Source organism: Anaeromicropila populeti, from assembly GCF_900112775.1.
GTDB lineage: Bacteria > Bacillota > Clostridia > Lachnospirales > Lachnospiraceae > Anaeromicropila_A > Anaeromicropila_A populeti.
In genome coordinates this window covers 163,171-177,818 of record NZ_FOYZ01000004.1, presented here as the reverse complement: position 1 = coordinate 177,818, position 14,648 = coordinate 163,171, and the positions used below count along the sequence as shown (strand labels likewise).

At 33.4% G+C, this 14,648-nt stretch carries 1 protein-coding gene; it reads right to left on the bottom strand.

Annotated elements, in window-relative coordinates:
- Positions 1-16: 16 nt before the first annotated feature.
- On the bottom strand, positions 17-14,635 hold the full coding sequence (locus BM305_RS06445; protein ID WP_092559879.1) for an SDR family NAD(P)-dependent oxidoreductase: 14,619 nt from the start codon (positions 14,633-14,635) through the stop codon (positions 17-19).
- Positions 14,636-14,648 lie beyond the last annotated feature (13 nt).

Below are 14,648 nucleotides of genomic sequence, written 5' to 3'. Positions count from 1 at the left end.
CAAAAATTTGTACTTATTATAAATTTTTTAAAACAACACCATTCAACTTTGCACAAACCATGCCTTTACCATCGCATAAAAGAATATTAAATTCATGTAAGCTGCTATCCTTAGCGGTATTTAATTCATTATTATATTGAACCCATGAATACATTTTTTGTTCAAACTTATGCATAATATCTACCTCTTTTATTGAAACAATTTCCATAAGACTATGCTTGTTTGTTAGTATGCCCCCAGATAGCAGTGCTTTTGCTAATATAAAAGGATGTATTACATATTTATCAAATGTTGACGCAAGGAATTCTGGAATACTTATTTCGGATATAACCTCATTTTGTCCAATATATTTTTTTCCATAATGCTGCTCTAATTCTTCTGTAATCAATTTACATCTCCTAATTAGAGCCTCAATATCAATTTGAATTTTTTCTTCATAGTGATAGTATTCTATAATACCACTACTTAACACAGGTGTATTGTCATTATCCCTGTTCTCGGTTTCTGAAATAACATAATTAATCTCTTCCTCACTATTTTGAATAATGCTGGTATAAACCTTCTTAATAGCATCCTTCCATATAACTGGTTGATAGCACACAACATCTTGCAGTTTAACCATAACGCCATCTTCTATTTTCTTTTCAAAAGAATATAGGGTTGCTTCTAATGCTAGTTCTAAATATACGGTTCCTGGCAAGTACCGGCTTTCCTTGTGGTTTTCTACATAAAATTCATTACCTTTTAATGTCGTACTAAATTTTTGTAAAACCAATGTTGACATATTATCATGCAGCAGTGAATATTTTTTAGCTGCATCATTTTCCATTTGTCCTTCTTTTATTTCTGAAGCAGAAAACCAACAATGCACTCTCTCAAACGGATAGGTTGGCAGACTAATTCGTTTCGGTTTCACATCACTATAAAGCAGATTCCAGTTAAAGGTAACTCCCTTTACCCATAATGAAAGAATCTCATTATATTTTCTATTTTCCATCCATATCACTAAAATGTCATGTAATTCCTGATTTTCCTTAAACATCTTTACTGTTGCTTTTTCATCTCTTATATTTCCAATGTGCATATCTGATTGATTAAGCTGTCCATTGATAAAAGCTTCTAACTTATCACATAACTCATCGTATGTATGAATAATCATTGCAAAACGTTCTTCAAATGAATCTCTTCCAATTTGAAGTGTATAAGCTATATCAGCTAAAGAAATTGAATCGTTTTTATGCTGTTTAACAAATTCCAACAGGTCTTCTGCTTTTTTTATTAATTTTTCTTGCGTTTTTGCTGACAGGACAAAGGCATATTCTGTTTGTTCAATTTCTACTCTCATATTTTCTTTTGGAATAAATTCCTCAATAATGATGTGAGCATTAGAACCACCTGCCCCAAAGCTACTAATCCCTGCATACCGTGGTTGTTTTACATGATCAACTTCCCATTCTTTTAGTTTTTGTGGTACACAAAATGGTGTCTGCTTAAAATCAATATTCTCATTCAATTCCTCAGAATGAAGGGATGGAGCTATCTGTTTATGTTTCATCTGTAATAATATTTTAGTAATTCCTGCAATACCTGCTGCACTCTCACAATGTCCAATATTTGACTTTACAGAACCAATTGTGCAATACTGCTTATCTTCTGTATCCTTTGAAAATGCCTCTGTTAAACCTTGTATCTCAATTGGATCACCTAACTTAGTTCCCGTTCCATGAGCCTCAATATAGCTTATTTGCCTTGCTTCAATTCCTGATTCTCTTAGCGCTCTGCTTATAACATTTTTTTGTGCCCTTACATTAGGGACTGTAAAACCATTTACTTTACCCCCATGATTTAATGCAGAGCCCTTTATTACTCCATAAATGTTATCTCCATCTTTAATTGCTTTATCCAATGGCTTTAGTAAAACTGCTCCTACACCTTCACCAGGCACATACCCGTCTCCACCTTTTCCAAAGCTTTCACACTTTCCCTTACTCGACAGGAAATTCCTTGTTCCAAGCGATACATACTTGTTTGGATGGATGGAGACATTAACTCCTCCAGCTATTGCCACATCACATTCCTGCTTTGCAAGAGACATACATGCTAAATGAATGGCAGTAAGAGATGAAGAGCACATTGTATTAACTGCCATACTTGGTCCATGAAAATTAAAATAATAGGAAATCCTATTAGCAATGGATGAGTTCACTCCACCAATGCCTGTCATTCTTCCATTCTCTAATTCCTTTGCACCATATAGTTGATACTCATCATACATAACGCCAGCAAATACACCAACGCATCCCTCTAATCCACCACTATTGTAATCACCTAATGATTCTCTGGTGTAGCCACTATCCTCTAATGTCTCATAAACACATTCTAAAAATAGTCTTTCCTGTGGATCCAACAGTTCAGCTTCATATGGAGAAAGATTGAAAAATAACGGATCAAAATCAGCTACTCCATTAATAAATCCTCCCCACCTGCTATTTATTTTGTCTTTTATTTTTTTGTCTTCATCATAATACAATTTCCAGTCCCAACGTTCCTTTGGAATTTCTGTTATGCTATCTACCCCATTTTTTAAATTTTCCCAGAACTTATTTATATTATCAGCCCCTGGATACTTACCTGCTAAACCAATAATAGCAACATTAAGAGCCTCCTCTTTATTTTTGCCTGAATTATCACAAACAGAAAACCTATTATATCTACGGCTTCTTATTTGTATTTCCGTATTGGTGCATGCATCTTGTTCTATCTCCTTCTCCTCTTCTATTTGTGTCGGCCGTATTAGCTTATTAAGGTGATTTTCAAGAAAATATTCAGCTAACTGACAAATATTCAAATATTCAAAAAACAATGTTTTTGGTAATAACCCAAACTTATTTTCCATATTTTTTGTCATCTGAATAATCATAACTGAATCTACCCCATAGTTGTCAAAGGCACAGTCTTCCTCTATCATATCAACTGGCAATTTCGTAACTTCACTTAAGATTCCCTTCAAATACTGATATAACTCTTTCTTTGCTTTCGCTATATCTATGTTAGATTCTTTTGTCACAGTCTTCTGAACTACCTTTTCCTTTACTTTGCTGTCTTCTATATCATTTTTACAGAAAGAGTTTAGAACTTTTATCCTATTTCCTTTAATTACTGTTACTTCTTCTTTCTCTACTCCTAATATCTGATAGAATGCATTTAATCCCTCTTCTGGTTCTATTTCAACTATTCCAAAGTTATCACGCAATTCATTTTTTACATCTTCATTTACACTCATGCCAGACTTCATCTTCCACAACGACCAGTTAATTGCAACTGCTTTGCCCTTACGTCTGCCTTGTCTCATAAGCTCATTACGGTACGCTGTATATCTGTCTGCAAAGGCATTGGCATATGCATAGTCACTCTGTCCTTGATTACCATGTACTGCTGATAAAGAAGAGTAGACTACAAGAAAATCTAATTCTACATCTTTTGCTGCCTCGTCTAGATTTACTAGTCCTTTTATCTTTGGTTCTAGTACATTTAAAAATTCTTCCTCAGATTTTTTAATAATAAAGTTGTCTTTGCTAATTCCAGCACAATGAAGAATCCCATTTATCTTTCCATATGTTTTCATTATGTATTGAATACATGCTTCCGTCTCTTTTCTGGAACTGATATTCATACTAATATATTCAACAATTCCTCCATTCCCCGAAATATATTCCAGCTTTTCCTGTATTTCATTACTATATTGACTTCTTCCAGTTAAAATAATAACTGTGTCTTTTGAGTTCTTGTTTATTTCTTCTGCCAACATCCAGCCCAAGTAGCCTAGTCCACCTGTAATAACATAAACCCCTTTATCTTTCCATTTAAACTGTTTTCCTTCATTTCCTTTGTTCTTAATTTCCTTCATTTGTGGAGTATATTTTCCATCTTCCAAATATCGAACTTCTGCATGATTCATATAACTGCAATCCACTAATATTTTGGCAAGATCTAATTCCTTAAAATGAGAACCCTCAATTTCAATCATCTGTGTCACACAATCAGGATTTTCAAAACTTGCGCTCTTTAATAAACTACCTATACTTCGATAAAGAGGCTGACTCTCTCCTTTCATGCTTACAACCTGTAGCAATATTTTTCCTTTCTTTTTATTGTGCAAACATGCTTTTATTTCAAGAAATACAGCTTTACCTATATCTGTAAATTTATCCCCTAGTTCCAATTTCTCTGAGTTCAGACTAAATGCCCTTGCATTTCTTTGTATTTTTAGCTCACTTTCTACCTTCTTCACAAAGCTATCATCTTTGTCCAGAAAAATTACTATTTGCTCAGAATATGTTCTTTCTTTATAAATAATTTTAAATTCCTCTTTCTTCCATACCGTTTCAAGCATTATTATTTCATCTGGATGCTTTTCCTTTCTTGCACCACTATAATAAGCCACAGTGAGTCCATTAGCCGTTAATATAATTTCACCGTCATTATTTACAAGCTGAATGTCAAATTTAAAATTATTCCCGCAATCTTTCTTTACTACAGCCCACATTTCCGATTCACATTCCCCAAATATTATTAACTCATCTAGTGAGACTGGCAGTAATGTTTCCTGCAATGTATTCCAATCAAACATTCCAATAATACTTTGAAAAGCAGCATCCAAAACAGTTGGATGTAAGATGTACCTATTATATTCATCTTGAATACAGGCTGGCAGCTGGATAGAAGTAATTACACAATCTTTCTTAACCATCAACTCTTTCAACACTCGGTGTGCAGGTCCATACTCAATACCTAATCTTGAAAATATGTCATAGCAGCTCTCACCCTTTATCATCTCATAATTTTCTGTATTAAGAAGTTGACCAAGATTTGTTTTTGTCTTTTCAACCTCTTTACACAACTGAATATTGCCTTGACTAAAAATATCTAGTTTTTCGTTATCTTCATAATAAATCTCAAAACCATAGTTTTTCTCACAAGAATAGATGCATGTGTTAACCCCCTTAACGGCATCTTGACTCATAAGTGGCTTTCCCCATATTACATTGTTTAGCTTTATTAAATAGTTTTCGTCCATTGAAGAACTCATTGCCTCTAAAGCCATTTCAATATAACCGGCTCCTGGTAATAACTGTGTTCCTTTAACCCTGTGATCCTGGAAAAAATATTCCTTTCCAGTAAATACTGAGCTAAATTTTTGTTCTGCCAGCGTAGAAATATTTTTATGAATCATTGGATATAATTTTTCTACCCCGCCCTCTACGACATTTTGTTTACCTCCTGCATACCAGCAGTGAATTTTTTCAAATGGATAAGTTGGCAAACTTACCTTTCTTGGTCTTTCATTGCAATACAGTTTATTCCATTCAATGGAAATTCCCTTTACCCATAATGTCAGAAGTAGCTCATATTCTCTATATTGCATCCACTTTTCTAATGTAATTTTTAAATCCCTATTCTCTACAAACATCTTTTCAATTGGTTGATCCATTTTAGTATTTCCAATATACACGTCTGGAATATTTTTCTTTACACTAATAAACTCCTCAAGTTTTTCTTTTAAATTTTTGTATGAGCAGGCAAGGATTCCAAGACGTTCTTCCATTTCCTCTCTTCCAACTTGAAGGGTATAAGCAATATTTTTCATATCAACTGGCTGTTTTTCATTATCTATTAAATACGCAAGTAAATCCTCTGCTTTTTTCATTAAAGATTCTTTGGTCTTTGCAGATAAAATAATTACATAGGTCTGGTTTTTATCCTCTTTATCTTCTCTTACTTCTGAAACATATTCTTCAAAAATAATGTGGGCGTTGGAACCACCAGCTCCAAAACTGCTGATTCCTGCATATCTCGGCTGTTTTTTGCAATCAATCTCAGTCTGTTCCCAGTTCATTAATTCTTGCGGAACAATAAAAGGGGTACTTTCAAAATGAATATTTTTATTTAATTCTTGTGAATGCAAGGACGGTACAATCTGTTTATATTTCATCTGCAATAAAATTTTTGTGATTCCTGCAATACCAGCAGCACTTTCACAATGTCCAATATTTGATTTTACAGATCCCAGTATACAAAACTGCTTGTCCTGTTCATTCCTATTGAATGCTTTTGTCAATCCTTGAACTTCAATTGGATCTCCTAAGGAGGTTCCTGTTCCATGCGCTTCCATATAACTTATTTGTTCTGGTGAAATACCAGCTTCTCTTATTGCACTACTAATAACATTTTGCTGAGATTTAACATTTGGTACAGTAAATCCATTGGCCTTTCCTCCATGGTTAATTGCAGAACCTTTAATTACTCCATAAATGTTATCTCCATCTTCAACTGCAAGTGCAAGAGGTTTTAACAATATGGCACCAACACCTTCTCCTGGAACGTAACCATCTCCACCTTTTCCAAAACTCCGGCACCTTCCTTCGCTTGACAGGAAATTGCTTTTGCCCAGAATATTGTATTTATTAGGATGAATAGATACATTAACTCCACCAGCAATTGCTACATTACACTCTCCTTTTTCTAAGCACATACACGCCAAATGCACTGCTGTAAGAGAGGATGAACACATAGTATTAATTGCTATGCTTGGCCCATGAAAATTAAAGTAATATGAAATTCTGTTTGCAATAGAACCTGATACTCCTGCATTTCCACCAAATAACTGATATTCATCATACATAACACCAACAAAAACACCAATATTACCTTCTAGTTCGTCTTTTTTATATTTGCTTAAAGATGCTCTTGTATAACCACCGTCTTCAAGTGTTTCATAAACACACTCTAAGAATAATCGCTCCTGTGGATCCATTGTTTCTGCTTCATATGGAGATATGTTAAAAAATAGTGGATCAAAGTCTGCTGCTCCATTAATAAAACCGCCCCATTTACTATTAACTGTTCCACTTTTTAAAGGGTCTTTATCATAATACAAATGCCAATCCCATCTATCCTTAGGAATCTCAGTAATGCTATCAACACCATTCTTTAAATTATTCCAAAATAAATTAATATTCTCTGCCCCTGGATATTTACCAGCCAAACCAATAATTGCAATATCAAGTGGCTTATTTATCTCCTTTTGCATAGTATCTGTTACTGTAAAACGGTTTCTTCTTTTACTGATTATTTCAAATTTCCCAGGAGAATCTGGCTCAAATATTCTCTCACATTTCTCTTGTTTTGTATTATTATGTTCTAATAATTTGTCCATGTGATTTTCAAGAAAATATCCAGCTAACTCTTTTACTGACATATATTCAAAAAATAGTGTCTTAGGTAATGGTCCAAACTTCTTTTCTAAAAGACTTGTAAGCTGCATAATAACTATCGAATCAATTCCATACTGCTCAAATTCACTGTCAGCATCTATTTTTTGTACTGGCAGCTTAATTACCTCGCTTACGACTTCTTTTAAGTATTGTAAAAGAAACTTCGCTACAGCTTCCTTTTCTTTATCCGAAATATTTATGGAAACCTGTTGTCTATATATTTTTGTTTCAATATTTTCATTTTTTGTAAATGTCGTTAGAACCTTATTTTTCTCTCCATAAATTACTGTTACCTGTTCTTTTGGCAGTGTAACAGCTTTATAGAAAGCATCTATACCTGTTTCCTGATCCATTTCGTACATTCCCAATTTTTTTTGAAACTCTTTTTTTACACTATCATTAACACTCATTCCCGTATCTGTTTTCCATAATGGCCAATTAATAGAAATTGTTTTTCCACAACGTTTTCCTTCTTCGACAAGCTTATTTCTATACCGAGAGTATTGTTCCATAAAGGCATTGGCAAATGCATAGTCACTTTGTCCCTCATTTCCATGAACAGCAGCTAATGAAGAAAATAGAATCACATTATCAAGGTCAAGTTCTTTAGTGGCCTCATCAAGATTTACAATACCTAATACTTTAGGTTTTAAAACCTCCTCAAACTCTTCTCTAGTCTTTTTAATAATAAAATTATCTCTATTAATTCCTGCACAATGTAAAATCCCATTAATTTTTCCATATTTCTTGACAGTATACTGAATCAACTCTTCAACCTGGTGGCTTAAAGTAATATCAATATTTCTGTATTCAATAATTCCTGCTTTTTCTTCTAATTCACCAATTTTCTGTTCTATTTGCTCAGAATATTCAGAACGTCCTGTAAGGATTAAAGTTACTCTATTTGTACACTTGCAAATTTCTTTTGCAAATATCCACCCAATATTGCCCATCCCTCCAGTAATTATGTAAACTCCATTGTTTTTCCAACTAAATTTATTTTGTTTTTTAATTACCGTTTCCTTCAAGTATGGCACATATATTGTATCATTTTGATACACAAGGGCATGAAACTTACTTGAACTGCTGCTTAATAATCGCTCTGCCAATTCTGCTTCTGATAATTCCATAGTGCTAAACTGTATATATTGCGTGAGAAAATTTGGATTCTCCAGTTGTGCACTCTTTAATAAGCCCATAAAGCTTCCATATAAAGAATTCTGATTTGCATCCATGCAAACTACTTGAAATAGCATAGCTCCATTCCATTGTTTCTGAAAGTAACCATGTATTTCCTCAAACATGAAATTTCCATATTGCATAAAAATGTTACCCATGTCTTCACTGACCGCATTAAAGTTAATTACTTTTGCTTTTCTTCCTTTACTTAAATACTTTTCAACCTGTCTAGCATAGGCATTACTCTGATTAAATAGAACAACCACATGATTACTAAACTCCCTTGTTTCCTCCTCTTCCTTAGTTTGTACTTGCTTCCAATCCGATTCCAGTATAACAATTTCGTTTTTAACAAATGGCTTACTACCAAATGCACGAACTTCTAATCCATTAATAGCGACATTTACTTTTCCGTCCTGGGTAACCAGTAAAATATCAAATTTATAATTATTATGACTGCATTTTTTAACAATTGCATATTCATTTATTTGGCAGCTATCATAAAAAACCATCTCATCAAGGGAATACGGCAATACCGTTCCTGATATCTTCATTTTTGACAGATATCCAATTATACTTTGAAATGCAGCATCTAAAATACTTGGATGCATAAGATAGGCATGAAAATTTTCCTTTAATTCTGATGGTAACTTAATGGTACTTATACTTGCTTCCTCATTTACTGATAGAGATATAATTCCTCTGTGCGCTGCTCCATATTGAACTCCAAAATCGTCTAATAACTTATAACATTCGTCAGCAGAATAGATTGAGCTATTGTTTTCATATTTTTCATCAAATACATTTACAACTGGAGACTCCAGGTTATTACCCAAAATTATTTTACCTTGACTATATATATTTGTTTTTTCTTCACTACCGTTATAAATTTCAAATTCAACACTGCCGTCATGGTTTGGAATAATACAGGTATAAACAAGTTCTTCCTCTTCTACAGCTAATGGCTTTAACCAAGTTATATTTTTTATAACCATGCAGCAATTTTTCTTAATATCGTTAAACATAGCATCCATTGCTGCCTCAACTGCCATTTCAATATATACTGTTCCTGGCAAAGTCATTTTTCCTTTTACACGATGATCCGATAAGAAAAATTCATTTTTAGTAAAAACAGAAGTATATTTCTGTTCTAGCAATGTTGACACATTTTTATGAATTAACGGATATATTTTTTCTGCATTAGCTTTCATATTTTCTTCCACTATAAAATTATCTGAAATCCAATAACGTTCTTCTGCAAAAGGATAAGTTGGAAGGCTTAATCGATTAGGTTGCTTTTTCTCATAAAGAACTGACCAATCTACACTTTCACCATTTACCCATGATTTTGCCATATGTAACAATTTCTTTTTGCTGTCCTGGTCCCCTGATTGCATGATAGTATTTGCATTAAAATTGCCCTTTTTGCTAATATGTGCTGTAAAGTATTCCTCTGGACTGCTACTATTTATGTAATAGTTCAGTTTTGAAGCTAATTCGTCTTTTGAATAGACTACAAAAGCAACTCTCTCCTCCATCTCCTCTCTTCCTGTCTGAAGTGTATATGCCAGATCCCTTAAATTATAGTGTTGCTTGTCCATAGCAGGTAAGCAATAATGTTCTGCAAGTTTTTGGCTATAATTTAGTTTTAAATTCTCTACAATTTCATAAATGGAAGACGCTTCGGTTATGAAACTATCTTCAAATTCAAAATCATATTTTTCTGATAGTTTACTTTTCAACCTAATCAATGCATAAAAGTCAATTGTTGTACCTAAAAAGTTTTTTACTTCCATTACTTCCTCTACATCAATTCCTATTATATCTGAAAGTATTTCTGCCGCATCTTTTCTAATACACTCATCTAAATTATGTACTTGCTTGGCTTTGTTTTTAGAAATATACTCCAAAAGTTTTTGTGCATAGATTTTTAATCTTTCCTTGTTCTTTGCTGAAAGCAATATTATGTATCCCTGGGAGACTAAATCTTCTTCCACTATTTCATTATTTTTCTGATATTGTTCCAAAACAATATGTGCATTACTTCCATTTGCTCCAAACGAACTTATCCCCGCCCTTCGTGGGATTTTCTCATCATTCAAAATCATTTCGTTCCATTGTTTTGGTTTTTGAATAATTTGAAAAGGAGTGTCATCAATTGGAATATAAGGATTTATTGTCTCTGAATGCAAGGATGGAACTAATTCATTATATTTCATCTGAAGCAAGATTTTGGTAATTCCCGATATTCCCGCTGCTCCTTCTCCATGCCCAATATTGGATTTAATTGATCCAATTGCACAAAATTGTTTGTCGTCCGTCCAATTCTTAAATGCACTTGAGAGTGCTTGAATTTCAATTGGATCACCTAAAGAAGTCCCCGTTCCGTGGGCTTCAACATAACTAATTGTACGTGGATTAATACCTGCATTAACTAATGCATCTTTAATTACTTCTGATTGTGCCACGGGATCTGGGACTGTAGTACCTGAAGTTTTACCTCCATGGTTTAATGCCGTTCCTTTAATAACACCATATATGTGATATCCTTCCCTTTCAGCCCTTTCTAATGAAGTTAATAAGACAGCTCCTACACCTTCCCCAGGCACATATCCATCTCCGTCTCTTCCAAAAGTTCGACATCTTCCATCACTCGATAAAAACTGTGCCTCCTTTAAGAACATATATTTATGGGGATGTGTCACAACATTAACACCACCCGCCAGTGCAAAATTACATTCTCCTTGTTTAAGGCTTTCACACGCTAAATGAATAGCTGTCAACGAAGAAGAACACATTGTATTTACGCTAATTGACGGCCCATGAAAATTCATTGCATATGATACCATATTAGGAACAGATGCCGTATTTATTCCTAGTGATGTTGGCATTCCCTGAAAGGACATATCTGCCGCAAGTATATCATAATCATTCCAAAAAACTCCTGCAAAAACCCCTACACATTTGTCGCTATTAGATTTAAAGTTTTGCTTCTTTCTATTTTCATAAAATCCTGCATCTTCACAAGCTTCCCATGCAGTTTGTAAAAAGAGACGAACCTGTGGATCCATTGCTTCAGCCTGCCTTGGTGATATATTAAAAAACATACAGTCAAATTTATCTGCATTGTTAATAAATCCACCATACTGATAATATTTTTCGATTTCTTCTTTTGTTTTAAATGTCCCCCATCTATCCAATGGAAAATGTGTAATACAATCCTTACCAATTTTTAAATTATTCCATAATTCATCCATAGAATTAGCCTGGGGATATTTTCCAGATAATCCAATAATGGCAATATCAGCATGTCCTGCTTCTTCATTATGAATAGCATTACTTTTCTTATTATAGGACTCATCAGCCTTGTTGTTTAAATAAATATTATTTACTCTAAGAATTTTATCTTTATCTCCGTAAAACACAACTGCACGTTCCTTAACCTTAATTAATAGCTCATCTAGTACCTCAAGCCCTATATTTAATGGCATTGGAAACAGACCAGTCATTTCATATAACCGTTTTTCTGCTTCATTATCAATTGACATTCCTTCACTTTCCCACAATGTCCAGTTGATTGAAATTGTTTTTCCTCTTCTTTTTCCCAATCGAACTTTATCATTTCTAGCTGCCGCAAAAGCATCCATATAAGAGTTGCCTCCAGCATAATCAACTTGTCCTATATTTCCTATAACTGCGGAAACAGATGAAAACAAAACAATAAAGTCCATATTTATGTCTTTTGTTGCTAGATCCAGGTTGTAGGTTCCCCTCACCTTTGGTGCTAATGTCTTACTTACATTTTTTATATCTTTATCTATTAAAAATTCATCATGAAGCACTCCTGCACAATGAAATATCCCTGTTATAAAACCGAATTGGCTAATAACCTGCTCCATAACCTTTTTTACTTCATCAGGATTTGTAACATCTGCCATGAAATAAAAGGCATTCACTCCATTGTCTCGTAGATCTTGCATTTTACTTTCAATGTCACTGCCCCTTCTTCTACCCAATAACACAATATGTGCGTTTACCTTTTGAGAAATATGCCTTGCTATAGCAAGGCCTAATCCACCCATTCCTCCTGTAATAACATAAACACCATTATCCTTATACACATTAGAAAGCGTTTTTTCTATCTCTTTCTCTTTGAGATAACAAACATATCTTTCTAAAGAAGCATCTTTATATTCAACTGCTAAATATCGGTTTACATACTGCCTGTATTCTTGAGCTATGACCCTAGCTATCTTATCACTTGAAATTGTATTCAGATTTTCAATAGCTATAATCTGACCATAAATTCTTGGATTTTCTTTTTCAGCAGTTCTCAATACCCCTTTCAATGAAATTGCAAAGTTTTTTCCTACTTTTAAGTCAGTAATAATCTGAACTACAACATCATTCTTTGGCATTTCAAATACTATTTCTTTCAAAAGTACAATTAAACTTGTTATTACTTCTTCTGCTTTTGATGCTTCCTCTATTTTCCCTAATTCTTTTACAAAAACTTTTGCGTCTTTAAAATAATGTGCCACATCTTTTACTAACTTGTCTTCTGTTAAAAATAGAATTATCTGCTCGCTTTTATTTACCGTCATATTATCAGCTAATCGGTCTGTCTTTAATAAAACAGGCTCCATTAATAACAAATCATATTTATCCAATTGTTTTGATTCTTTTGTATGTTCTTTCTTTAATACCTGAAATTTTGTTCCATAATTTTCAAACAAATAATTAGCAAGTCTCTCAATAGTGGAATACTCAAATAGCAATGTTGGATACAATTGTACCTCTAAAGTTTTTTCTAATATTTTGACTATTTGCAGTAGTTCACCAGAATCTAATCCCAAATCATAAAAACCTTCTTCCACGCTGATGCTGCTAGAATCTTTTCCCAGTAACTTTCCAATTTCTTTTTGAAGATATAAGCTTATCATTTTCTCATTTACTTGTATAAATTCTGACTCCAGCTTTTCAACTGCCAAATCAGTATTCATGTTTTCTGATGTTAATAATTTTTCCTTATAATTTTCATGCAAATAACCTGCTAATCGATTAATTGTGGAGTATTCAAACAAAAGAGTCGGATAAAGGGGAACTTCCAATTTCTTTTCTAATATTTTAACAATTTTTAGTAAATCCGCAGAATCTAGCCCAAGATCATAAAATCCCTCATTAATATCTAGACTTGCTATTGGTAAATTTATAATATTAGAAATTATATCACACACATAGTGTAAACTGATTTCTCTGCTGGAAGCTTTATTGTTTATCGTAGAAGCAGATTCTATTCCCGTACCTAATAGCTTCTTAATTAAAAAAGCTTCTCGAATCCGCTTAAATACAATACGTTCAAATTCAACTAACACTTCCCCATCTGAATTAAAAATTGTAATATCGTTTTCTCTTACATCATTATTATAAACATAATTAACATTTTCCCTGCTATTTTCACCATAAACATAGATTTCGTTGGAAAGGGACTTATGCGCTCGAAATCTTTTAATCATAAATGGTATAAATGGTGCGTCTGGACCAGCTCCATTTTCATTCAGCAAAAAAGTTGAACCCGAAAATGTCGAACCATCCAAAAATGCCGGATGCAGATAAAACTGTTCTCTAAATTGCTCTGCTAAATCACTTAAATGCAAATGCATAAGCTCTTTTTGATTATCTTTTTGATACACAGTACCTAATGTTTTCATAAAGACATAATGAGAAATATCATTTTTTCTTGCAACTGCATAAATATCATCCATGTCCCACTTTTTAGTATAATTATTCAATATCTCAAGTACCCTCTCTCCTCTTGGGGCACAAGTTTCTTCAGTCACTTGATACATAAGACATTCCATATGTTCAATAATGTCCTCATTAATTTGACCATTATTCATCACTTTCTTACTTGTAATCTGAACTTGATAATATCCTTGTTTAGGTTCAAGTGTAACATATACATCCGCACAAAAATTCTCTGAAACTACAACTGGACGTTTAAATAATATATTACGTAGTTCCAGTTTACGAGATCCTATATAATCAAAGGATACTCTATAAACCATATCAAGCAAAGTTACCCCTGGTAATGTTCTTACATTGTACAACTGATGATCTCTAACTATGTAATTATCAAATGTTACCTTTTGCGTATATGTCATTGTTTTTTCCGTTGGCATCTTCAGTCACTCC